The organism is Spiroplasma endosymbiont of Anurida maritima (assembly GCF_042465095.1).
Lineage (GTDB): Bacteria > Bacillota_I > Bacilli_A > Mycoplasmatales > Mycoplasmataceae.
Window position 1 is genome coordinate 71,356 of record NZ_CP102059.1, and the last position, 21,666, is coordinate 93,021.

The following is a 21,666-nucleotide window of genomic DNA, read 5'->3' on the forward strand; positions in this document are numbered from 1 at the left end:
TTAAACCAATGCGATTGTAGAAATTAGGAACATAACAAAGAACACAAATGAGAATGAATCTAAACGATCTAAAATCCCTCCGTGCCCTGGTAGTAAATTACTAAAATCTTTTATATTTGCTTTTCTTTTAATTAAAGAAAATAATAAATCACCAAACTGTGTTGCAATTGATAAAACAATTGCCAACAATACATAAACTACAACTCTTAATGTTGTTTCATTTGAGTTAAAAAAATCAAAAACATGAGTGCTTGTATTATCATTTAAAAAGAACATCAATAAAGCGTATGTTAAAGGAATTAAAATACCAAATGTTGAACCAATAATTGAACCTTCTCAAGTTTTATTTGGCGAAATACTTGGTGCTAATTTATTTTTTCCAAATAAAACTCCCCCGATAAAGGCAAATGAATCTGTAAAAATAATAATAAGTGATAGTCAAATAACACTACTTCACCCATACTCTGGATTAAGCATAAATGTTGTCATCCCTTTTATAGCAAAAATCATGTAAACAATAAATATTAAGTATAATAATGATTTTGAAAATTTTACTTTAAAAATAAATATTAGATATAACAATAACGCTAATGCTGTAACTAAGAATATGACAACTACTAAATATGTTGTTAGTCATGAAAAATCTATCATTGTATAAAGTGGATAGTTAATTGAATTATTACCACCATAAGCCGTTGAAATGTTATTAGTATGAGGTAATAAATAAAATACTACAACAAATAAATATAATGGAATAATTTTTAAGACTTTTTCTTTATTAANATTTAAAAGCTTTATAATTTCCACATTAACTAACATTAATATTCCAATGTTCATCAACATAAAACCAGCGTTAAACAAATAAGCCAACTTTAAATAAGCTAGTTCCGTTGACATAACACCAATAGCAAAATAAAACGCAAAAATAGCAATTAAAATAATTGCGGTTGTAAATCTTTGATTATATTTTTTAAAAAAATTTACATTTGAATTTTGAATTTTTTCTTCTAACTTTTTCTCTAATTTTTGCTTTGACATAGACTAAACTTTCATTAATTCTTGTTCTTTTTCTTTTCCTAAAGAATCGATTTGTTTTACAAAATTATCTGTTAATTTTTGTAAGTTTGTTTCAAAAGATTTCTTTTCATCTTCTGCAAATTCATCATTTTTATTAATAGCATTTTTTGCATCACGTCTTTCATTTCTAATTGTGATTTTATAGTTTTCAACTTCTTTTCACATTTTTTTAACAAACTCTTTACGACGCTCTTCAGTTAATGCTGGTACTTTAATACGAATGATATCTCCTTCAACTTGTGAAGATGAACTTCAATCAGTCTTATTTAAACTTGCCATTATATTTGCAATTACTGATTTATCGTATGGCTTTATCACTAACTGTTGTGCATCTGGCGATGAAATGTTGGCTGTTTGACTAATTGGTGTCATTGAACCATAATAATCAACCATTATATGACTAATCATTGATGGATTTGCTCTTCCGGCACGAATTTTACCAATTTCTCCTTTAAAAGATTCTAAACTTTTCATCATTTTATCTTCGGTTTTTTTTAAAATATCTTGCATGTTATTNNCTCCTTTTACAACTGTTGCAACAGCTTTTCCATGAGCCGCTTTATATATGTTATCTTTTTCGTTAATATCAAAAACTATTAATTTAATTTTACCTTCTAAAGCTAATGATGATGCTGTTAAATCCATTACTTGCAATCCTTTGCTTTGTAGATCTTTTAAACTAATACTGCTAAAACGTTTTGCGTTTGTGTTTACATTTGGATCACTATCATAAACACCATCAACACCATTTTTAGCCATTAATACAACATCAGCTTCTAATTCAATTGCTCTTATTACTGCTGCTGTATCTGTTGTAAAGAAGGGTTGTCCTGTTCCCCCGGATAAGATAACAATGTTATTATTATCTAAATCTGATTTTGCTTTTTTAAAAATATATGGTGATGCGACTTCTGGAATATTAATTTTAGAAAAAACTTTAATTTTATCTGTTCCTGCATGTTTAATAACATTTTCTAATGCTAATGCGTTCATCACAGTAGCAATCATTCCCATATAATCTGCATTAGAAGCATCCATGTCTATTTCGGCAGCTCTTCTACCTCTTCAAATGTTACCACCACCAATTACAATCGCTATTTGGCAATTTTCCTTGTGTAATTTAACTATTTGTTCGGCAATATTTTTCATGTTGTCTGCACAATAAATTGAGTTATTTCTACCTAATGCTTCTCCTGAAATTTTTAATAAAATTCTTTTTATATTTTAATCCCATACTTACTCCTGTTTTTTCTTAATAATTATATAATTTTTTTAGTGTTTTTTATAATGTTTTTATATAAAAAAGAAAAAAAGTCTATATGACTTTTATATCAAAGAATCCAGACTTCATAAATGATAAATCAATCTCCGTTGGATTTAAAGTTAAAATAATAATGTTATTTTTTAAAGCAAAAGCAAACATGTTATTTATTGCTAAATGATTATGAACTTGTAATTGAATTTCATTTGTAGCAACGTTGTAACGATGTCTAATTTTGTTTTCAATTAAGTAAGTTAAGAATAATTTGTTATTTGTTGATTTTAAAGTATACACTTTATCAATTTCTTGCTCTTCAATTGGACCTGTAAAAATAACTTCCCCTTTTTGAATAATTGTACACTCATCAATCATGTCTTTAACCTCATTGATAAGGTGAGTTGTTAAAAGAATTGTTTTTCCAGCAGCTTTTTCATCTCTTAAATATTGATTTAAAAATTTACGACCTTCAGTATCTAAGTTAACCCCAGGCTCATCCAAAATAATAATTTCAGGATCGTGAATTGTTGCTTGAATCAACATAATTCTATTTTTCATCCCAGAAGAATAAGAATTTAATGTTTTATTCCTGTGTTCTCATAAACCATAAAGGTTAAACAGTTCTTCTAATCTATTTTTTAAACTTCGCCCTTTTAAACCAGTAATTCTCGCTAAACTTTGAACAAAGTCCATAGCTTTCATCCCAATTGGAAAAGCTTCCAAGTTCATTGAAAACCCAATGTTAAACTTAGATTTTGGATTTGTCGATTTTTTACCTAAAATTACTATCTCACCTTTGTAAGATGTAATTGACCCAATAATTGATTTTAAAATAACACTTTTACCACTACCAGAAGGACCAATAATAGCATGAATTTTATTTTTACCAATATTAATGTTTGTGTTTTTTACTCTAAATCTACGAAATCTTTTTTCATAATCTTTAATAGTAATTGCTGATTCAGTGGCGTTTGTTCCATAATTTACTTTCATAATTTATCGCTCCTCTATTAACTAATACTTTTTTTATTTAATGTGATAAATCCACTTAATAGTAATATAACTGATAATCCAAGATAGACTCCACCAATTATATAATCATCTTGAACATATGCAAACTCATCTTCAATGAATGCATAGTTTTTAGAAGCATAGTTATATTGGGNNCATAACTAAATAATTCATTTTCTTGAGAACTCATGTCAATATCTCTTGATAATGGTTCAAATCAGAAATCACCATAAAAACCATTAAATGTAGTTCATAATCTGTTTCAATGCTCAATAACATTTGCAAATGAAATTGTTTTGTAGTTTCCTAAAATTGCTTCAAATGTTTCAAATTCTTTTTTTGAAATTGTAAAAGGATTTTTAAATAGACCATAGTAGTATCCAAACTGTTGTCTCATTCCTTGTTCCAATAATGAAATAGTGTTTAAAACAGGATTTGTCATATCAGCAAAATATGTTTTTCTTAATAGTGTTTCTGTATCTAAAGAAACACCTGTAAATTTTAAGTCAATTGTATTCATTCCACTACTTTGAAGGTATGCATCCATTAAAGCGTAATTTGGTAACTCGTGATATAAAGTTTTACCTTCAGATTTTGTTATTACATATGATGTGTTTGTTGGTTCAGTTTCTTTACCAGCTTCATCATATCTAGAACCACCATTATAAATTTCCATTAAATCAATATTATTTCTATTAAAAGTAATAAATTTTTCTTCATCACCTTTCATTAATTCAATATTCATGCTATTTAATTCTACAAGTTCTTCTAATACAAGTTTTTTAGTGTCATCAGTTTCAATTTTTGCCATATTTTCTAATTCATTAGTTTCAACAACACTAAAGTTTGAAGCAATATTTAACCCAATAAAGTTTGCTTGTTCAATTTTTGAAGGTGGATTACTAAAACTATCTAAATAAATAAACATTGCATCTGGACTTGGGTCCTCAATTAAAATTCTTTCATTGTTAACTTCATTTTTTAAGATTCCTAAGCTTGATCAAATTGCTAAACGCGGGTCTCTTGCAGCTTTAAATGAAATTGATGATAAAAATTCATTACCAGTTCCTGAAAGATTTTCATCATAACTATCTTTTAATCATTTAACAAGATTTGGATATTTTAATTTTCCTGTTTCAATATTTTTATAAAATTTAATTGAAGAATCAACAACATCCCCTTTGGCATTAATTAAAGCACCATTATTTAACATGATATTATTTAACTCAATCTTCATTAATCTATATGGTAAACTACCTAAAATAAATAAACTACACATAACAACCATGATTAAAAAAGTTGTTTGAGATGTTACTAATATTGCTAAAATAGCCGATCCAGCTAAAACTAATATTCCAAAAACTGTTGAAAAAATTGCTAATTTAATTATTGTTTCAAAATAAAAACTAAATATTTCAGATTGCGAACCAATACTTAAGACAAACGCCCCTAACATTGATGCTCCTAATGAAAATAATATAAATACTTCTGTTGCAATAAAAATTGTTAAGTATTGAAAAATAATAATTGTCGATCTTCTAAATGGCTTTGTCAAAACTAATAAAAATGAATTATCAACCAATTGTGTGTTAAACAACTTAACAGCATTAAACACAATAAATAAAAATAAGGCAATAAAAACAAATACTAAAACAAAGTATTGAAACATTGCTGAAAATTTTTCACCTTCTAAATTTAAAGCAAAAACAACGACAGCTGCTGCAAGCATTGTAAAAATACCAATAGTAAAAAAAACTAATGTTAATACAGAATAAAAAATTTTCTTTGTTAAGTAAGCCATTAATGATAAAAGTGATGGCTTACCTCTTTTTGTATTAGATACAAACTTAACTTGTTTATTTTGATTAACTGCAATATCGTTTGCGTTAATAATTTCTTTTTTTCCATATACTTAACTGCTTTTTCCTTTAAAATCTTTATACACTTATTATACTACAAAATCATATTTTTTTTAATAATAATAATACTCTATATTATAAAAAAAGTAAAGTTAATATAGTCAAAAAATATAATAAAAAAAGCACTTACGTGCTTTTAGTTTATACGGATCATAACCCACATTCTGTCTAGTCTAGTCATTTATCTTTTATTTAAATTTAAATAAATCTTGTTTCACTTGATTTAGTTTACAAGATGCCCTTACCAAAATTTAGGTTGCTCGCTTGCGGAGTTTACCCGTTTCATAATGTAATTTCTTACATCTCGTCTCTGTGGCACTTTATAGTATATTGCATATTAATGAAATTAACTTAGCAACATTGACCGTCGTGTTATATACCCTAATCTTATTTTTTCGATTAGCACAAACCTTACAATCATCTCAGATTGTGCGAGTGTGGAGTTTCCTCTACATTTACATGTAGCGACTAGATCACCGTGTTTTTTATTATATACATATAATTAAAAAAATCAAATAATTTTATTTAATAATATTTATTATACTTTTTACCATAACTCCAGTTGATTTATTATGTAAAGCTGAAGAACCAGCTATATCTAAATGTAATCAATTGTTACCTTCAATAAATTCTTCTAAAAATGCTGGAGCAACACTTAATCCATAAGTTAAATCTGGTGTTGCATTTTTAAGATCAGCAACGTTTGATTTTAATAATTCTTTACATTCTTGTTGTAATGGTAATCTTCAAATATCTTCATTTTCTTCTTGTGATTTTTCTAAGAATAAATTATATAAATCTTCATTATTACTAAAAGCTCCAGTATAGTTAGCTCCCATTGCCATTTTTACAACACCAGTTAAAGTCGCAATATCAATTATATTTGTTGGTCCATACTCTTTAATTGCATATGTAATAGCATCAGCAAGAACTAATCTACCTTCAGCGTCTGTATTTGTTATTTCTACAAACTTACCATTATATGATTTATAAATATCTCCAACAAGTGAAGCGCTTGGCCCAACTAGGTTTTCTGTTAATGGAGCAATAGCTACAATATTTTTATTAGAATTTAGTTCAGCTGCTCCTAAGATTGCATTAGCAACAATTGAAGCTCCCGCCATATCAAACTTCATATCAATTTGTGATCATTTAGGTTTAATTGAATAACCACCACTATCCATAATAATCCCTTTTCCAACAAGAGCATAATCAATAGTATTTTTAGTATTACCCATATATTCCATTACAAGCATTTTCATAGGTTTTGAACTTCCCTTATTAACAGAAAGCATTAAATCCATTCCTCTTTCCTCTAATTCTTCTTTTTCAACAACCTTTATTTTTATTTTATCTTTTAAGGCTTTATTTTGATTTAACTTTCATATAAAAAAGTTACAAAAACATTCAGCGTCAATTATGTTTGGCGGACCATCTTGTAAATATCGTGAATTAGAAACATATTTATATTTAATGTTTTCTTCCACTAACATTTTTTCAAGTTCTTTATAATTGTTAGTTTTTATTATTGTTTTATATTCAATTCCATCAATGTTTTCAATTGCATTTTTGTTTAAAACAAATGATGTATCAACTGCAAATAATATTGCTCCATATATAAGCTTAATCACTTTTAATTCTTTAACATTTTCAAAATTTAAAATAATATCTTTATTTTTAAATTGTGAAAAAGATTTTCTTAATTCTCTAATTATGCGATTTTTATTTTTATTATAATTTTTTGTACATATATTAACTTCATAAATAAGATTTTCCTTATTTTTTGTTTCAATATCAAAACTGTAAAAAGTATTATAAGTACTTGTATTGAACTTAAATTCAATTAAATTACTATATTTTTTATTTTCATATTTTAAAACTTCCATTTATGCTCCTTTGTTGTTAAATTTAATTTATAAACTATTATTTAATTATAATATAATTATCAGCAAATAATAATTCTTAAATGAAAATGGAGGAAAAATGATACTTAAAAATGTAAAAGTTGTTTTAGAAAATGAAATTATCGAAAATGGTTTCATTGAAATAGAAAATGAAATAATAAAAGATTATGGGCAAAGTACAAATAAAGATGGATTAGATTTAAAAGGTAAAATTGTGATGCCAGGTTATATTGATATTCACTCGCACGGTGGATATGGATATGATTTTCAAGACGGAACAATTGAGTCTTTTTCTGGCCTATCAAAAAACTTAGTTAAAGAAGGAGTTACAGCTTTTTGTCCTGGAAATGTGGCAACAGAAATGTCTAGATTGAAAAATATATATCAAAATTTTTCAAACTTTATTGAAAGCAAAAATTATCACTCAATCCCTTTGGGAATCTATGCTGAGGGACCTTTTTTAACTTTAAAATACAAAGGAGCACATGATCCAGCACTAATTAAAGAGTGCAAGTATGAAATATTAAAAGAAATGCTTTCATCGACAAAATATATTAAGTATTTAGTGTACACACCAGAAGCTAAAGAAGATAAATTTATAGAATTAGCNACAAAAAATAATATTATTTTATCAATGGGACACTCAAACGCTACATATCAACAAGGTTTGAGTGATGTTAAAAAATATAATATTAAGCACTTAACACACCTTTATAACGCTATGTCACCTCACCATCATCGTAATCCGGGTTTAGTTACATTAGGATTAAGTCATAATAATTTACTATCAGAACTTATAACTGATGGTATACATGTAAATGAAGATGTTTGCAAAATGACATATGACATATTGGGACCAAACAATATTACAATCATTACAGACGCTATGAGTGCCAAGGGATTAAAAGATGGAGAATATAAATTAGGTGAATTAAAGGTAACAAAAAAAGGTAAAACAGTTACCTTGGAAGATGGAACAATCGCTGGAGCTTCATCAACATATGATCAAAATGTTAGAAATATGTATAGAATAACAAACTGTAAGTTAACAGATTTAATTAAAATGACTTCCATTAATGTGGCCAAAGAAATGAAAATTTATAAGGAAATGGGAAGTATTGAAAAAAATAAATTAGCAAATTTAGTAATAACAGATAAAGATTTAAATGTAGAAACAACAATTGTTAAAGGAAAAATATTATTTAGCAATAAAAAAGATTAGGCAAAAGTCTAATCTTTTTTATTATTTAATTTATTTTCTAAATCATGGATTCTTGAAATCAATTCAGATTTAGAGTAACTTTTTTCTTCAATTATATCTTTTTGATGTGTAACACTTTCAAGTTTACTTGTTAAAGAATTATTGTTGTCTTTTAATGCTTCAATTGTTCTTTGCAAGTTAATAATTTTTACATCTTGTTGTTCTAAATATGCTTCAAGTTTTAAATAATAACCTCTTAGTTCATCTAAAAACATATCAACTTCATGCATTTCATAACCATGTGTGTTGATTTCAAATTCTTTTTTAAAATTAATTCCGATATTTGTTTAAAATTTTTCATATGCACCTACTTTTGAATTATACAATAAATTTTATTAAAAAAATATTAGCGAAGGAGAATAAATGAAAAATAATATAACAAACAAAAATATAGAAAAACTATTTAATGAACTGTTCCATAAACTATCTTTAAAAAATAAGTGTTTGGTTTTCAAGGTTGAACCTCGAAAAATATTTTGAAAAAATATTGTCGTACACACTAAGGACAATAAAGGTGTTTGTGATTATGTCGGGGTGTTTCAAGGAAGATTTATTGGAGTAGAAGTCAAACAAACAAAACAACACTTTTTTTTGTTAAATTCTATAAAATATTCTCAATACAACTTTATGAAAAAGTGTGAAAAAAATGGAGGTTTTACTTTTATATTAATATATTTTTCTAATTTTAAAAAAATGTTTTTGTTACCATTTAGTATTTTATACTTATTATTTAATGAAGAAATTTATCGTATTTCATATGAACTAATTTCTAAAATAGGATTTAATATTAAATTTAATTTAAAAAATAATAGTGCTAATATTACAGTTATTCTTCATCAGCTATTCAATTAAATTTTGTAAGTGATGATGGCTTTTGTTCAAGCTCTTGTTCAAATGATTTTAATACATTTAAAAAATTTTTATCAACTGTACTTAAACTATTAACAAATGAGATTAACTCTAATATATCTTCTTCTGTTTCAATGTTGGAAAAAACTCAATCTTTTTCTACAGAGTTTAAAGTTATATTAAAAGTTTTTTCAACTTCTAAAATATAAGAATTGTTTTTTCCGCTCTTTTTATTCGAATTTTTCTTAACTGGTGTTTCTTCAATTTTTTGTAAAATTAAAGAAAATAATGGTGATAAATCCATTTCTAATTTATCATTATTCATTTTTATATTTATGATATTTAAATCTGTTAAATCTTCGATCATTTTATCCACTTTATCAGCATCAAAGTTTGAAATTCTAGCAATTTCAGTTGAAGAAATAAACCTTTTATAGCTATATGAACTATTCATAATTAATAAAATCAAAACAAGTTGTTCTTCAGATAAACCGATCAACATATAGTTACTAATTAATAATCTTCATTTGTTTATATAATTTTTATCAAATAAATTTTTTAACATTTTAATCCTTTTTAATTTTTATACTAATAACCTATATAAATATTTTACATATAAGTTCTTACATATTTTATTTTACTTTAATTAAATAAAAAAACTAATTGTTTTAACAATTAGTTTTTACATAGCATTAATAATCTAGTTATTAATATATTTATAAAATTAACATTTATAGCAGTTCACTATAAAACAGAATCTTTAAAAGCATTTGAAAATTTAAATTTCGGAATGTTTTTACCATCTTTATGAATTGGTTCCCCAGTTTTTGGATTTCTATAAACTGCAGCATCTTTGTATGATCTTTCGAATGTTCCAAATCCATTTATAGCAATTTTGTTACCTTCTTTAACTTCATCAATGATTGTTTGTAAGAATTCTTGAACAACACTTTCCGCTTCAGATTTAGTAATTTCGCATTTTTCAGCTACCTTTACAATTAAATCTTTTTTAGTTAGTTGTTTTGTTTCGTTTGCCATGTAAACTCCTTTTTTAAATGTTTAATAACATTTGTATAATACTACCATAAAATAACAAAAAGTTAAATAAACTCACATTTTATAGAGTATGTTTTGGATTCTTCGGGATCCAAAATATTAATATGTTTTTTTGAAAAAATATTTATGTTATTTTCATATGTTTTATCGACACTACCTGCTCACGGTTCAACACAAATATAATTACTCTGATTTTTATTTTTTCAAATTAAATATGTTGGATAATTATTTGCAAACATATTTATTCTGTTTTGATTATCATAAATTGAAAAAGCACTTGCTTTATTGTCTTCAGAACCATAAGAATTAGAATTCGAGAAATCTAAATCAGATAATGCAATTTTTTGTACTTTATTTTTATTAGTGGGTTTTACAGATGGATTTAACTCATATAATTCATTTTCAATATCAAATTCAACAAAACTATTTTGAGAGCTAATATTAAATGCTGGGTGCCACCCAAATTGAAATGGCATTTGTTTATTGTCCAGATTTTTTACTTCAAACGTTTGTTCCATTATGTTCTTTTTCAAAATAATATTGATACTTATTTCAAACATAAAAGGATAAACATTAGAAAATTCTCCATTATGTTTATAGTAAAAATTAAAACCATTTTCTAATTTAGTAATTTTTCAACTCACAATACTACGAAAAAAACCATGACCGTTTAACTCATAGAAATTACCATCATATTCATATTTATTTTCTTTAATTCTTCCGACAATTGGAAAACAAAGTGGTCAAGATTTTAATCAACCATCTTCTCTTTGATAAATAAACTCTTTTCCATTTTTTGAAATAATTGATGAAATTTCAAAAGGATTTGCATTAATTTTTAATGTTAAATAATCATTTTTATATATTAGAACATTAGTATGGTCTTTCATTTGCTTCACCTTTAACAATTTGAACACCACCACTTGTTCCAATTCTATCAGCTCCAACAACTATCATATCAATTGCATCTTGGCGAGTTTTTACTCCTCCTGAAGCCTTTATACACATATCATTTCCAACTGCAGCTTTCATTATTTTAATATGATGAACTGTTGCCCCACCACCATTAAAGCCAGTAGATGTTTTTACAAAATCTACTTTAGCTTCTTTTGCTAACTCACACGCTTTTTTAATTTCTTTATCATTCAGTAAAGATGTTTCTAAAATCACTTTTAGAACTTTATCTCCAACAGCCGCTTTGCATTTTTTCATATCGTTTATAACATAATCATAATCGCTAGATTTAAAAGCTGAAATATTTAAAACCATATCAATTTCTGTTGCTCCATCAGATAATGCTTGACTAATTTCTGCAACTTTTGTTTCACTAGTAGAAGCCCCTAAAGGAAATCCAACAACAGTGCAAACTTTTACGTCGCTATCTTTTAAAATTTCATTACACTCTTTAACAAAGTATGAATTTACACAAACAGATGCAAAGTCATGCTCTAAAGCTTCTTGGCATAAATTTCTAATATCATTTAATGAAGCTTCTGGTTTTAATAGTGTGTGATCTATATATTTATTAAGTTTTTTAGCTAGTTTTTTCATATTATTCTCCTAATTTTTTATCTATACCTTCTAAAACTCTGATTGTTTCAATTGTATTTTGTAAATAATCCTTCATTAAATCAAAGTCATTATTTTTTATCATGGATATCATAGTATTAATTTCGTAGTTCATAATGTGTTTTTCAGTATTTTCATTAAAAGTTTTAGACTTTTTAGTAACACGATCTTTTATTGTTAAATCAATCATAGAATTAACGTTGTTAATTTCTAGAGTTTTATCATATGATAAAAACTCACAAATATTACTACTATTAGCAGCTTTTGAAACTGTTATACTAGATAAAACACCGTTTGCATGGCGCAACATTATTAAATTATTTATATCAACATTATTTTTTAATTTATGACTTAGACATTTTACTTCTTTTACTTTTCCAAATAATGAAATAGCAACTTCCACTGGGTAAACGGCAGCATCATATAATGTTCCCTTACCTAAATTTTCATCAAAAATAGAATCTTTATAAAAATCTTCATTAATTATATTGTTCATTCTACTACTATAATTACATCACATAAAATTAGCTAAAAAATAATTAGTATTTTTTACTTCTTGTTTAATCAAATTAAAGTTTGGAGTATGTACTGGTTTCATAGCTTCCATTAAAATAACTTTATTTACTAAAGCAACTGATTCTAAATCCTTAGCTTCCGCTTCTGTAAACGCTAGCGGTTTTTCTAAAATTACATTTTTTTGGTTTTGTAAAAAATACTTAGCTTGTTGATAATGCAACCCATTTGGTGATGCAATATAAACAATATCCATTTTATCCAACATATCATCAAAATTATCAACAACATGCACTGATAACTGTGATTTTAAGCTAAATAACTTACCTTTTTCTATTGATCGTGAATAAACAACATTTATTTTACAATCCTTACGTGACTTAACAGCTTCTACAAACTCAGTTGCAATAGCCCCTGTCCCTATTGTTCCAATTCTTAACATATTATATTCTCCTTTACTTTATTAACTTGTAAATCTAACTTACAAGTTAATTATCTTTTTTAAACAAGTTTGTCAATTAACTATTTACTTTGTTATATATTAAAATATTTTATATTTGCTATTTTTGCATACATATGAAAAAAACAAAGTAATTACTTTGTTGTTTATTGTATAAATAAATATATTTTTAATTTATATTTCTTATGAAGTTTTTAAATCAATTATAATTTCGCTGTTATTTTCAAAAATAAGACCTGTCCCCACAGTTACTGTAAGGTTTTCAGTTGTTTCTGTAAATGTAAGGTTTTGACTTGTTAATCAAGTAGCATCTGCTGCGTTTCCAAAAATAAATTTTGCTAATTTTTCATTCTTTTCAGCTTCAGTTAAATCACCACTTCATTCAATGGCTCTTTTAGGTGTATCTTTTCTGTTAAAAAAGTTTTTTAAACTAACTCTTAAATCAGATTCTACCGTTTCAAAAGAACCTTTGTAATAAACACTATCAGATTTTGCATCTGCACTAACTTTTACATTTTTTAAACTTACATCTTTGCTATATTCTGAAATAGAAGTTTCAAAATCAATTTGATTTCAATCCATTACAGTAGCTGTGTTTGCTTGAATTGCATTTTGAAATCCAGAAACTAAGTTTACATCTCTATCATAGAAATCTTTTGGCAAATCGCCAATGCTTTCTGTCATATTATTATATCTTAACAAATAAAATGAAATTTCTGGTTTTTCATTAAACTCATTATCTACACTTAAAAATTCTCCCAAGTCTAATCTATCTCCAATTAAAGAGTTAACTGGTGGTGCACAAGCAATAACAGTTGCTGTTGTTGAACCAATTATAGTAATTGACCCAAGAATACTTAATATTTTTTTCATTTAAAGGCTCCTTTGAATATAACTTATTTTAACACATTAAAATAAATTAACTTAATTAAAAATATCATCTTTATCTTCTGGTTTTTTATCAAAAGTTTCATCAATAACATTTAATTTTTCTTGTTCTTCTAATTTTTTTACATATTCTTCTGATGCTTTTCAATTTTCTTTAGCAATAAATATTTTTTCTTCAATTCTTACAATGGATTCTAAGACTGTAACAAAAATTGAAGCTAAAAATGTAATTGGAAAAAAGACATATCACACAATTCTAGTTGAATCAGAATTTAATGCTCCTGTATGAATTAAAATTACAAAGATAATTGCCATAAAATATAATATAGCTTGGCCGATATAAAAAATAATTGTATATGATATATGTTTTCTGGTAAGTTGAAATGTTGTTTTTTTAATTTCTAAATACCTTACAAAATCATAAATAATAAGTAAAACTAAAGCGCCAGCCATTAAAACATATGAAATATTTATCGCTGTTTTTCACTCTATATTAGAATAATTTAAACCAAAAAATAAGAATATTATTAAATATGTTATATACATAAATAAATTAGCGATACTGACTAGTGATTTTATTGTTATAAATTTCATATAATTCTCCTATAGATCATAATTATAAATTAAATTACTTAATGCAAAAATAGTTGCAGTTTCTGTTCTTAGTATTCTTTTACCAATGTGACAAACTTTGTATTGTTTACTAACAAAATATTCTATTTCTTTATTAGAAAATCCTCCCTCAGGACCAATAACAATTGTTATTTCTTTTATATTTTTAATAAGATTATCTTTTAAACTTTTATTATCTTCAGCCTCATATAAAACTATGTTTAAATCAGACATATATTGGTCTAAATCGCGTATATTCGAAACAGGTTTTTCTATTGTTGGTATAATATTTCTTCTTGATTGTTCTGCAGCTTCCAAAGCTATTTTATTTCATCTTTGAATTTTATTGTCATTTATTTTGCTTATACTAACAATAGATCTTTCACTTTGAAAAGGAATTAATTTATGAACACCAATTTCTGTTGCTTTTTGAATCATTAATTCAAATTTACTATTTCTTGTTAAGCAATTTATAAGGTTTATTTTTATTTTAGGTTCATTGTTTATTTGTAATTTTTCAATTATTATAAAATTATTTAATTCCTTATTGAACCAACAAAAATAAAAAGTTTTATCATAAATAGCAACAATTTTATCTTGATGTTTTAATCTTAAAACATTTTTTAATTGATGACTTTGTTCATCTGACAAATCAAAAGAGTCACCTTTTTTGTCTTTTACAAAAAAGTGATGCATGTTATTTACCTAATTTTTTCATATATTTATTTATATAAAAATTAATCATTTCATATAATTCTTCTACAATACCACTTGTTTCAATTTTAATTTCTGGTAATTTTTTACGATCAAATATTTTTTTCTGAATTTTTAATATTTGATATACTTCTTCTTTTTTTCAAGTTTTATTTCTTTTAAATAACCTTTTAAAGATAACTTCTTTTGGCGCTTTTATAAAAAATACTAAGTCAAACTCAATGTCTAAAGAATTAAGACCAATAGACTCAATAACAAAGTTACTTTCTCCAGATTCTTCAATTATTTCCACAATTTTTTTATTTACAATTGGTCAAAATGCTGTAGTAAAAATTTTATTTTTATCAGCGTCTTGAAATACAATTTCTTTTAATAATTCTTTATTAACTTTTTCATCTACAACAACCTCAGGGAATGTTTCTTTAATTACATTTATTGACTCTTCTGAGTTAATAGTTTGTTTTGCAACTTCATCTGCGTTGATGTGTTTAAATTTAAATTTTTCTTCAATATATTTAGAAGCGGTTGATTTACCACTAGCAATATACCCGTAAATACCTATAATCATATAAACCTCAAATTCATATTAGCTAATAAATTCATTATATATAACATTAGCTAAAACATCACATTTTTTTTGTGTGTAGTGCAACCCATCATAATTTATAAAATCTTCTTTACTTGGATCACACTTGTTTTCCAAACCTATAAGTTTTATATCTTTAATACTAATATTTTTAACTACATATTCGTGAAAACCTAAAAACTTTTTTTCCATTAAAGTATTTACAATTGGCGGACATATAATTATAAAATCTATATCTTGGGTTTTACTTTTAATAATATTTATTAATTTTTCTAATCCAATTAGTATTTTATTATAAATTTCTTCTTTTTTACAAAAAATATTTTTTATTTTATTTAAAGATTCTTCAACAATAAAGTCATTTGTCCCTAAAAAAATTATGCATGTGTTAAAATCTTCATTATAAAAATCACTACTTGAAACAATATCAATTCCATTTGTTTTTAAAAATCCTAAATCTTCTTTATATGGATATATTGTTCTTCCGGGATATGAATCTATTAATAACGTAAGGTCTTGCTTATAAAAGTTATTCAATTTTTGTAGCAAAATATTTGGTCAATTTTCATTTTTATTAATAATTCCTTGTCCAAATGGTTTTAACCCATAAGTTAATGAGTCACCTATTATTTTAATTTTTTTCATTGTCAATTTTTTATTTTATCTTCATCGGCTATAGCAACATAAGGAAGATTTCTTAATCTTTCTTGATAATCTAATCCAAACCCAATTAAAAACTTATGCGGAACATCAAAACCGTACCAATCAGCGTGAAGATCTACTTTTCTACCTTCTTTTTTATCAAATATTGTACAAATTTTAACTGACTTAGCGCCCTTACCAAATAAATATTCTTTAATTAATTTTAAAGTTCTACCGCTATCAATTATATCTTCAACAATTAAAACATCCCTATCAGAAAAGTCTACATTGCTATCTGCTGTAATTCTCGGAACTCCAGTTGCTTCAATATTTCCTTCAAAAGATGCAACTGACATATATTCAGTTTGACACTCTAATTTTGTTAATTGTTCAATAAACTTAGCCATAAAAGGGACACTACCCTTTAATAAACCTAAGCATAAAACTGTATTTTGATTTAAATCCTGATGTTCATCATAATAGTATTTTTCTATACTTTTCGCTAATTCTTTAATTTTTTTATTTATTTGTTTCTTTGATATGATAACTTTTTTAACCAATGGATGTTTTTTCATGAAACCCTCTCACATATTATGATTTCTATTATAACAAAACATTTAGCATAATAAAATAAAAACAAAATAAAACTCTTTAAATTAATAAAGAGTTTTATGATTTTATCTAAAGTTTTTTTAAATTATAAAAAGTTTTTGAACCGTCATATTTTGCAGATTCACCAAGCTCAGCTTCAATTTCTAGCAATCTATTATATTTTGCTATTCTATCACTTCTTGACATACTACCAGTTTTAATTTGACCAGTATTTAATGCAACAGCCAAGTCAGCAATAGTTGTGTCTTCGGTTTCTCCAGATCTATGAGAAACAACTGCTGTTCAGTTAGCTTNTTGTGCTAATTGAATTGTATCTACAGTTTCAGTAAGTGAACCAATTTGATTTAACTTAATTAAAATTGAGTTAGCAGCTTCTCTTGTTATTCCTTCAGCAGTAATTTTAGGATTTGTTACAAATAAATCATCTCCCACGATTTGAATTTTGTGACCCATTTTTTTAACTTGTAATATAAATCCTTCTCAATCAGCTTCTGCTAAACCATCTTCAATTGAAATAATTGGATATTTATCTACTAATTTGTCTAAGTAATCTACCAACTCAGGTGTAGTCATTGAGTATTCTTTACCTGTTATTTTTTCTATTTTTTTAAAATGATATTTTTTATCTTTTTCATTATAAAGTTCTGATGATGCACAATCCATAGCAATCATAACTCCATTTTTATCAGCTGAATATCCTGATTTTTTAATTGCTTCTATTATTAATTCAATAGCAACTTCAGCTGGACCATGTGATTTAAACGCTTCTAAAGTATTTTTTTTATAAGCTCATTCAAAGTTAGGTGCAAATCCACCTTCATCTCCAACAGCTGTAATATCCCCTTTAGAATGTAAGATGTTTTTTAAATTATGAAATATTTCTGAAGCTCATCTTAACCCTTCTTTAAATGAAGGTGCTCCAACAGGCATAATCATAAATTCTTGAAAATCTACTGCACTTTCTGCATGTTCTCCACCATTAATGATATTTAACATTGGCACTGGTAATTTTTTGGCATTAATTCCTCCAATGTATTTATACAATGGTAATTCTAATTCAGCTGCTGCAGCTTTAGCAACAGCTAAAGAAACACCCAAGATAGCATTTGCTCCTAAGTTTTTCTTAAAATCATCTCCATCTAAATTAATCATAGCTTCATCAATTTTAACTTGATCTAAAACTTCCATTCCTACAACTAAGTTTGCAATTTTATTATTTACATTATCTACAGCTTTTAAAACACCTTTACCATGGTATCTTTTTTTATCTCCATCTCTTAATTCTAAAGCCTCTCTAGAACCAGTTGATGCTCCAGAAGGAACCATTGCTGATCCCACTCCCCCAAATTCAGTTTTTACAACAACTTTAACTGTTGGGTTTCCTCTTGAATCAATAACTTCACTCGCAATAATTTGCTCAATTCTTGACATATATATACTCCTCTTTTTTTATAATTTTATTTTCTTTTATACTATTTCATTATAGAATTAATAATAGAATTAGTAAATAAAAAAATATGATTTATAGGAGTAAATATGGACGTAAATAATATAAAAAATAAAAGAATACTTTCTGGAATAACAGCAACAGGAGTTATAACGTTAGGAAATTATATTGGGGCTATANNAAAAAACTTTTTAACTTTACAAGATAATAACGACCTTTATATCTTTGTTGCAAACTTACATGCAATTGTATCGCCAATTGATAAATTAACATTGCGTAATAATATAAAAAGTTTAATTGCTATGTATTTTGCTTGTGGTTTAGATCCAAATAAATCAACTATATTTATACAATCTGATGTTTTGGAGCATGCACAATTAGGGCATATTTTATTATGTCATACAACAATTGGGGAATTAAGTAGAATGACTCAATATAAAGATAAATCTTTTAAAGCGGGAAATGGTAGTGAGTTTATTCCAAGTGGTCTTTTAACATATCCAACACTTATGGCTGCAGACATTTTGTTATATGATGCTGATTATGTACCTGTTGGAAAAGATCAAAAGCAACATATTGAATTAGCTAGAAACATTGCAAGTAGAATGAATATAAAATATGATCAAGAATTTTTAAAGGTTCCTGAAGACTTTGTTCCTAATGTTGGTTTTAAAATAAAAAACTTACAAAATCCATTAGAAAAAATGAGTAAAAGTAGCAATGAAATTAAATCATATATTTCAATGTTAGATGAACCGAAGATTATTATACAAAAAATAAAAGCTGCTGTAACAGATTCTGAAAATAAAGTTTATTATAATGAAAAAAACAAACCAGGCATTAGTAATCTAATGTCAATTTATGCAGCACTAAATAATAAAGATATTAAAGCTGTTGAGTTGGAATTTGAAAATAAAAATTACGGAGAATTTAAACAAGCTGTATGAGAAACTATCATAGATTGTTTACAACCAATACAGGAAAAATACCATCAACTTTTAAAAAGTTCAGATTTAGATGATTATATTGAATTGGGAGCAAAAAAAGCTAGAAATGTAGCTTATAAAAAATTANNAAAAAAGATTCAAAATGCTATTGGCATAAACTATAAAAGACAATAATTATTCAATTACATACTTTATGTTATAAGACTTTGAAAATAAGTCTTTATTTTTTTGTTTAAAAACAATATTCATAATGTCTTCATGTTTATATGATGAGTCAAAACTTTTAACTTCAAAAATTAATAAAGTATTTAAATATTTATAAAAATGGTCCAAATTATTTATTTGTTCTAAATTGCTAATATTAAAAAGTAATCTTATTTGATAAATTTCTTCTAAAAAATATTCTAAAAGTTCTTCTTGTGTTGTATCCATTTTAAAACTTAGCGGAAAAATAACATCTTTTTGACCTAAAAATTCATCTGTGTTTCTAGTATTTTCAGCGAATCAAAAATCATCTCTTATAATATTAATTGTTTTATAATACATTTTTATTTTCTCTGGTTTGGCAGATTTTAAATAATCTCCTTCAAATATATCCATTTCAACCATTCCTACTGAAACTGAATATTCTTCATAACTTTCTAAATAAGGAAAGTTATTAACTGTTCGTTTAATGTGAGCATTGTCAGGAAGAGAACTTTCTTCATCAGAAATATATAGTCTTAAAATATTTTTATTATTTTTTCATGAATAGATTAAATCATCAGTATTATTATCGAGACTACTATTCATTAATGTTTTTACTGTATGTGACTCAGATCCTTTACTATATTCTGCAAAAATTGATGCATTAGATGGATTATCTTTTATTTGATAATAATCTTTACCAGAAACATCTTGGCTAAATCAGTATATTTTATAATTACTTATAAAACTTTCTATTTCTACATTATTATCATTATCAACTGGCGGTTCATATTGTTGACCACAAGCAACAACAGTAAGCGCCGATACAACTAATATTATTTTAACTCACATTATTTTAATTATTTTTTTCATTTATAACCCTTTTGTTTTAGTTAAATTATACATTAAAAAAAGCAAGTAAAACTTGCTTTAATAATTAAATATATAATTGTTATTTTTTTATTAATTCTAAAACATCATTGCAAATCATTTTTTCTTCGTTTGTTCTAATTGCATATATCGGAACTGAAGAATCTTTTTNTGAAATAATTTTATAATCATCATATTTTTCTTTATTTCTATCATCACAAATAGATAGCTTCATAATACTAATTTCATTAATGATCATCTCACGCATTGGTGCTGAATTTTCTCCAATACCAGCTGTAAAAATAATTGCATCAATATCCGAACCAATTTCATTAATATAAGAAACAATATATTTAGCAACTCTTTTTGCCGCCATTTTAACTGCAAGAACAGCTCTCTTATTTCCTTTATCAGCTTCTTGCATTACTTGTCTTAAATCAGATGAAACACCAGAAATACCTAATAAACCTGATTTATTATTTAGTACATGTGTTAGTTCTTCACCATTCATTTTAAGATTTTTTTCCATGTAACTAAAAACAGAAGGATCGATATCTCCACTTCTAGTACCCATAACTAAACCTTCTAATGGTGTTAATCCCATTGAAGTATTATATGATTTACCATTTTTAACTCCACAAATACTTGCACCGTTACCAAGGTGACAAATTATAGCGTTAATATTTTCTTGTTTTTTATTTAATATTTCAGCTGTTTTTTCTGTAATGTATCTATATGAAGTACCATGTGCCCCATATCTTCTAACAGAATAATCTTTGTATCATTCTAATGGTGCAGAGTATAAGTAATTCTCTTCTGGGATTGATGTATGAAATGATGTATCAAAAACAGCAACATTTGGTACGTTTGTTAATTTTAAAAATGAATTAATAACACTTAAAGCTGGCGGGTTGTGTAATGGAGCCAAAGGAATAACTTTATCTAATTCTTTTAAGAAAACATTATCAATTAATACAGATTTTGTAAATTTTTCTCCCCCATGAACTACTCGGTGTCCCACACCTTTAATTTCACTAAAATCTTTTATAACTTTATGTGCTTTTAATGATTTAATAAGTTGCTCAACAGCATCTTTATGATCTTGTAAATTTACTTTTGTTGTAAATTCTTCACCTTTGTATTCTAAAGTAAACGAACCATCAATAAATATTCTTTCAGCTAACCCTTTACAAATACTTTCAAATTTATTATTTTTTTCTTGAAATACCTGGAATTTCATTGAACTACTTCCAGCATTAATTACTAATATCATATTATCTCCTTT

Annotated in this window: 22 protein-coding genes and 1 other RNA gene; 3 read left to right on the forward strand and 20 right to left on the reverse strand. The window is 25.7% G+C overall.

Annotated features, from left to right (window positions below; all coding sequences use genetic code 4):
* From NPX79_RS00375 to NPX79_RS00395, 5 genes are all read right to left on the reverse strand, one after another.
* A complete protein-coding gene (locus NPX79_RS00375) occupies nt 1–1,038 on the reverse strand; it encodes a phosphatidate cytidylyltransferase (protein ID WP_381415165.1) in 1,038 nt (345 codons plus the stop codon).
* A gap of 3 nt (nt 1,039–1,041) precedes the next feature.
* Nucleotides 1,042–2,298 carry a UMP kinase gene (pyrH, locus tag NPX79_RS00380; RefSeq protein ID WP_381415468.1) on the reverse strand — a complete coding sequence of 419 codons (1,257 nt, stop codon included), beginning with the start codon at nt 2,296–2,298 and terminating at the stop codon, nt 1,042–1,044.
* A 94-nt stretch (nt 2,299–2,392) separates the two neighbouring features.
* A complete protein-coding gene (locus NPX79_RS00385) occupies nt 2,393–3,328 on the reverse strand; it encodes an ABC transporter ATP-binding protein (protein ID WP_381415166.1) in 936 nt (311 codons plus the stop codon).
* A gap of 2,085 nt (nt 3,329–5,413) precedes the next feature.
* An RNA gene (gene rnpB / locus NPX79_RS00390) (RNase P RNA component class B) lies at nt 5,414–5,745 on the reverse strand.
* A 41-nt stretch (nt 5,746–5,786) separates the two neighbouring features.
* Nucleotides 5,787–7,151, reverse strand: coding sequence for a M17 family metallopeptidase (locus NPX79_RS00395; RefSeq protein WP_381415167.1), 1,365 nt, complete (start codon nt 7,149–7,151; stop codon nt 5,787–5,789).
* Between the two features lie 97 nt (nt 7,152–7,248).
* Between NPX79_RS00395 and nagA the strand changes: the two genes are divergently transcribed.
* On the forward strand, nt 7,249–8,391 hold the full coding sequence (gene nagA / locus NPX79_RS00400) for an N-acetylglucosamine-6-phosphate deacetylase (protein ID WP_381415168.1): 1,143 nt from the start codon (nt 7,249–7,251) through the stop codon (nt 8,389–8,391).
* Nucleotides 8,392–8,399: 8 nt separating this feature from the next.
* On the opposite strand, the gene NPX79_RS00405 is transcribed toward nagA, so the two are convergent.
* Nucleotides 8,400–8,660 (reverse strand): hypothetical protein, encoded by a 261-nt coding sequence (locus NPX79_RS00405; protein WP_381415169.1) that lies wholly within the window; start codon nt 8,658–8,660, stop codon nt 8,400–8,402.
* Between the two features lie 133 nt (nt 8,661–8,793).
* Between NPX79_RS00405 and NPX79_RS00410 the strand changes: the two genes are divergently transcribed.
* Nucleotides 8,794–9,282, forward strand: coding sequence for a Holliday junction resolvase RecU (locus NPX79_RS00410; RefSeq protein WP_381415170.1), 489 nt, complete (start codon nt 8,794–8,796; stop codon nt 9,280–9,282).
* On the opposite strand, the gene NPX79_RS00415 is transcribed toward NPX79_RS00410, so the two are convergent.
* From NPX79_RS00415 to eno, 12 genes are all read right to left on the reverse strand, one after another.
* Nucleotides 9,257–9,844, reverse strand: a complete 588-nt coding sequence (locus NPX79_RS00415; protein WP_381415171.1) for a DnaD family protein — start codon at nt 9,842–9,844, stop codon at nt 9,257–9,259. The two genes, NPX79_RS00410 and NPX79_RS00415, sit on opposite strands and share 26 nt — an antisense overlap.
* A gap of 179 nt (nt 9,845–10,023) precedes the next feature.
* On the reverse strand, nt 10,024–10,317 hold the full coding sequence (locus tag NPX79_RS00420) for an HU family DNA-binding protein (protein ID WP_381415172.1): 294 nt from the start codon (nt 10,315–10,317) through the stop codon (nt 10,024–10,026).
* Between the two features lie 62 nt (nt 10,318–10,379).
* Entirely contained in the window at nt 10,380–11,225 is an 846-nt protein-coding gene (locus NPX79_RS00425) for a hypothetical protein (RefSeq protein WP_381415173.1), read from the reverse strand.
* A complete protein-coding gene (gene deoC, locus NPX79_RS00430) occupies nt 11,209–11,886 on the reverse strand; it encodes a deoxyribose-phosphate aldolase (RefSeq protein WP_381415174.1) in 678 nt (225 codons plus the stop codon). The genes NPX79_RS00425 and deoC overlap by 17 nt, the downstream gene beginning before the upstream one ends.
* A gap of 1 nt (nt 11,887) precedes the next feature.
* A complete protein-coding gene (locus NPX79_RS00435) occupies nt 11,888–12,859 on the reverse strand; it encodes a Gfo/Idh/MocA family protein (RefSeq protein ID WP_381415175.1) in 972 nt (323 codons plus the stop codon).
* Between the two features lie 201 nt (nt 12,860–13,060).
* Nucleotides 13,061–13,750 carry a lipoprotein gene (locus tag NPX79_RS00440; protein ID WP_381415176.1) on the reverse strand — a complete coding sequence of 230 codons (690 nt, stop codon included), beginning with the start codon at nt 13,748–13,750 and terminating at the stop codon, nt 13,061–13,063.
* Nucleotides 13,751–13,801: 51 nt separating this feature from the next.
* Nucleotides 13,802–14,359 (reverse strand): hypothetical protein, encoded by a 558-nt coding sequence (locus tag NPX79_RS00445; protein ID WP_381415177.1) that lies wholly within the window; start codon nt 14,357–14,359, stop codon nt 13,802–13,804.
* A 9-nt stretch (nt 14,360–14,368) separates the two neighbouring features.
* Nucleotides 14,369–15,073 carry an RsmE family RNA methyltransferase gene (locus tag NPX79_RS00450; RefSeq protein ID WP_381415178.1) on the reverse strand — a complete coding sequence of 235 codons (705 nt, stop codon included), beginning with the start codon at nt 15,071–15,073 and terminating at the stop codon, nt 14,369–14,371.
* A 1-nt stretch (nt 15,074) separates the two neighbouring features.
* On the reverse strand, nt 15,075–15,659 hold the full coding sequence (gene coaE, locus NPX79_RS00455; protein WP_381415179.1) for a dephospho-CoA kinase: 585 nt from the start codon (nt 15,657–15,659) through the stop codon (nt 15,075–15,077).
* An 18-nt stretch (nt 15,660–15,677) separates the two neighbouring features.
* Nucleotides 15,678–16,322, reverse strand: a complete 645-nt coding sequence (locus tag NPX79_RS00460; protein WP_381415180.1) for a hypothetical protein — start codon at nt 16,320–16,322, stop codon at nt 15,678–15,680.
* Nucleotides 16,304–16,894, reverse strand: a complete 591-nt coding sequence (gene hpt, locus NPX79_RS00465) for a hypoxanthine phosphoribosyltransferase (RefSeq protein WP_381415181.1) — start codon at nt 16,892–16,894, stop codon at nt 16,304–16,306. The genes NPX79_RS00460 and hpt overlap by 19 nt, the downstream gene beginning before the upstream one ends.
* Nucleotides 16,895–17,000: 106 nt before the next feature.
* Nucleotides 17,001–18,362 carry a phosphopyruvate hydratase gene (gene eno / locus NPX79_RS00470; protein WP_381415182.1) on the reverse strand — a complete coding sequence of 454 codons (1,362 nt, stop codon included), beginning with the start codon at nt 18,360–18,362 and terminating at the stop codon, nt 17,001–17,003.
* Nucleotides 18,363–18,467: 105 nt separating this feature from the next.
* Between eno and trpS the strand changes: the two genes are divergently transcribed.
* Entirely contained in the window at nt 18,468–19,499 is a 1,032-nt protein-coding gene (gene trpS / locus NPX79_RS00475) for a tryptophan--tRNA ligase (RefSeq protein ID WP_381415183.1), read from the forward strand.
* Here the strand turns inward: trpS and NPX79_RS00480 are convergent, their stop codons facing one another.
* Together NPX79_RS00480 and NPX79_RS00485 are read right to left on the reverse strand one after the other, a co-directional pair.
* Nucleotides 19,500–20,384 (reverse strand): hypothetical protein, encoded by an 885-nt coding sequence (locus NPX79_RS00480; RefSeq protein WP_381415184.1) that lies wholly within the window; start codon nt 20,382–20,384, stop codon nt 19,500–19,502.
* A 79-nt stretch (nt 20,385–20,463) separates the two neighbouring features.
* Nucleotides 20,464–21,654: an acetate kinase gene (locus NPX79_RS00485; protein WP_381415185.1), complete on the reverse strand. Its 1,191-nt coding sequence runs from the start codon at nt 21,652–21,654 to the stop codon at nt 20,464–20,466.
* Nucleotides 21,655–21,666: the final 12 nt, after the last annotated feature.